This window comes from Novosphingobium sp. ST904, from assembly GCF_001298105.1.
Classification (GTDB): Bacteria; Pseudomonadota; Alphaproteobacteria; order Sphingomonadales; family Sphingomonadaceae; genus Novosphingobium.
The window spans coordinates 1-2,819 of the sequence record NZ_LGJH01000050.1 but is presented as its reverse complement, the minus strand read 5'-3'; the positions used below and the strand labels follow the sequence as shown (position 1 = coordinate 2,819).

At 56.3% G+C, this 2,819-nt stretch carries 3 protein-coding genes; 2 read left to right on the top strand and 1 reads right to left on the bottom strand.

The genetic code is table 11. The annotated features are described in order from the left end of the window. Window positions 1-318: 318 nt before the first annotated feature. Together ADT71_RS00400 and ADT71_RS00395 are read left to right on the top strand one after the other, a co-directional pair. Complete coding sequence (locus ADT71_RS00400) at window positions 319-684, top strand: hypothetical protein (RefSeq protein WP_231635444.1); 366 nt, start codon at window positions 319-321, stop codon at window positions 682-684. A 25-nt stretch (window positions 685-709) separates the two neighbouring features. After that, window positions 710-1,051, top strand: coding sequence for a hypothetical protein (locus ADT71_RS00395; RefSeq protein ID WP_054434130.1), 342 nt, complete (start codon window positions 710-712; stop codon window positions 1,049-1,051). 382 nt (window positions 1,052-1,433) lie between these two features. Here ADT71_RS00395 and ADT71_RS29815 read toward each other — a convergent pair whose 3' ends face one another. Further along, the gene (locus ADT71_RS29815; protein WP_082370042.1) at window positions 1,434-2,507 is read right to left on the bottom strand and encodes an acyltransferase; all 1,074 of its coding nucleotides are present in this window, start codon (window positions 2,505-2,507) and stop codon (window positions 1,434-1,436) included. Window positions 2,508-2,819: the final 312 nt, after the last annotated feature.

Below are 2,819 nucleotides of genomic sequence, written 5' to 3'. Positions count from 1 at the left end.
TCGCGCTATCATTCATTCAAACTACACCGCAGCCTTGAGATCGCAACATTCGCTCTGGGGCGTCTCCTACCGTCAACGGTCGAGGTCGGACGCTTACGATCCGTCTGGCCCAGCACAAGTATGAACGGGCCGACCGTAGCGGTGCGACGGAGGAAGACTTCAGGCAGCTCTGCGATATTTTCCCCGCCGTGCTCCAGCGGTTGCGGGAGAAGGCTGAGATCACTCGCGATCTGGTGACGATCAAACGCCTCGATCTGAACAGCCCCGAATCCTGGCAGCATCTGCTGTCAGAAGCCGCCGAGTGAGGCAGGTGCCGTCATGACGGATATTCAGAAAAGCACACCCGACGATCTCCGCCGAGAAATCACCCGCCTGCTGGGCGGCAAGGGGCATTTTGCCGGCGCTGATTACCGCGCGTTCACCCCGGCGGCGCCCGACACGCGCCTGCGCGAAAGTGGCAGGACGCTGCCACCGGCCGAGCGCGGCACCTTCGGCCGATGGCTCCTTCGCCAGACCGAGGCCACAGGCCTGCTGGCGAACCTCGTGAAGGCCGCCCGGGCTGATCGCCAATTCCCCCTCGATGGCGATCCCGAAGCGGTTCGAAAGCGGCTCAGGGACTGCGGCGCCGATGGCGATATGTTCGAGGCCGTCGAGGAAGCTGAACTCGACTGGCTGAGCTACTGAGCAGCGAGCCCGGGCGTTACCGGCCATGCGCTACAACAAGGACGGATACCACGAGCCGTCATCGATCAAGGAAGCCGCCCTGTTCTGCTACGCGGTGGTTCCCGTGTGCAAATGCGGGCACCGCTGTTCCTTCGATCCGTGGGGCCTCTGGTATCATTTCGAGCGTTACCGATGGGACGGCCGGTTCTCGGCCGCCAAGGCTCGCTTCTGGTGCCGGGTGTGCGCATCGCGGAAGAAGTCGACCGCCCCCAAAAAGCGCGTACGCCCGATCCGCTTCGATCTAGAGCGGCCGCAAAAACCCGATATCTGCCTGCCCACGCCACCCGATCATGAATGGCGGCGGGTAGTCAGTCGCACACGCTGCTAATGGAGCAGTAAGGCCGCCCTGCATGCTGCAGGACGGCCTTACTTTGGCACCAAGGGACCTATCGGGGGAGGACAGGCCCTTGGGGGAACGCCGCATCTGTGTGCGTTCAAAGTGATAATCTGCTGGCGATAACAGGTCCCGTTCATTTGGAATACATGGGTTAACGCGTTTTAATGGGGCTTCTCCTTATGAGAAGCCCGGGGGGGCGTAATATGACGTTAGTGCCGCAGCCGCTTCGCTGCCTGTTCAACAGGCACGCCGTTGCCAAAGATCAAGTTCAATGGGATGGCACCCACTATCACAGCCATTGCTTGCAATGCAGGCGAGCGGTCCGACGTGAAAAGCGGGGCATTTGGAAAAAAGATTGGCTGAGGCCGAAAAGCTAGGCTGCTCGTTCCGCCCTCGCGAGCATCGCTGTTGCACGACCAAGGCTCCGTTTAATTGCGGAGGCGACAACTGGCTCCCAAAATTTTGCAATCGCCCAAGCCAAAGCAATTGCTGTCGCTGACCCCATCAGGAAGGCATACAGAACACTGAACCCCAGAATTATCAATCCGTAAGTTACAGCGCCAGCGACGGTCGTATGACAAAGGTAAAGAGGATACGTTAGCCTCCCAAGGCCCGTCATCCAGACAGACCGAATTGCCGACGCATTGGCAAGAGAGTAAATCATAATGAAGAACGAGGCGACCCAAATAACAACCGGAGCGACGCTATCGTAGTTAATACTCTTGTAAATCTCAGTTTTAAGCACCAATTCAGCTAAACATAGGCATAGAGCAAATGGTCCCGCTATCCATGTCAATCTCGTCGCACGCCTTTCGGACCAAAGCCACATGAAAATTCCGAGAGCAAAAAAGGCAGCAAAACGCAGCAATGAGATGCGCTCTATTGAAGAGCCAAATTCCATCCCTGAAAGCGTTAGAATTGCCCAAACACCCGACCATGCCGTCAAAAGTACTGATACAACCTCTATGCTAACACGCTTTTGCAAGGTCCATAGAGCTATTACTACATAGAAAATAGCTTCCACACCCAATGTCCAGAACACTGGATCTATCCAAGGACCTTTAGGCAGAAGAATCATCGATTTCAGGAAACCGACCTGCCACCCTGCTTCAAGTGCTCCAGTCAAGACTAACAGAAATAACGCCAAGGGGGCGCACACCCAGACCGAAGGATAGAGGCGTGAGGCGCGACCAATCACAAACTGCGTTGCAGTGCGATCGAACGCCGAATTCGCAATTACAATTCCGGAGATAACGAAAAATATTTCAACTCCAACCCAACCAGGCTCACCGAAATTGGTGAAAAATGGCACTGGCTCAGGCAAATGGGTTATGAGGCCGGGAAAGCTATTGGGGTGACGCCATGCTTTGGAAGCAACGTGATGTACCAGCACCAAGGTCGCCGCGACGAATCGCAGAAGGTCTATCAGATTGTAGTGTTTTTTCATGCGCTCTCGCTAGCAATCCCACAGCGTCATCGCGGGATATGCATAGATACCTATCGAATGCGCAACCCTTTGCAGCCTCCGCACGAAAAGTCGATGACAACGACGGTTCAAGCGCTGCCTTGCTTCGTAATCTCGAGCGTCCAGCCTCACCGATTGACACACAGCCGGTCATAAACCTGGTTGTGTTCGATCACCTCAGACAACGTTTCGTCGGTGTCGAACCTGTTGCCGGGATCATCCTGCCCGGCCGCCGGCGCAGGCTCAGCGGTCAGTCGCTTGCTCACGAGGCAGAAATCGCTCGCAGTTCGCGGG

Bases quoted from the DNA above. Each gene is read 5' to 3' on its own strand.
- ADT71_RS00400 (WP_231635444.1), top strand. From the start codon at position 319: ATGACGGATATTCAGAAAAGCACACCCGACGATCTCCGCCGAGAAATC.
- ADT71_RS00395 (WP_054434130.1), top strand. From the start codon at position 710: ATGCGCTACAACAAGGACGGATACCACGAGCCGTCATCGATCAAGGAA.
- ADT71_RS29815 (WP_082370042.1), bottom strand. From the start codon at position 2,507: ATGAAAAAACACTACAATCTGATAGACCTTCTGCGATTCGTCGCGGCG.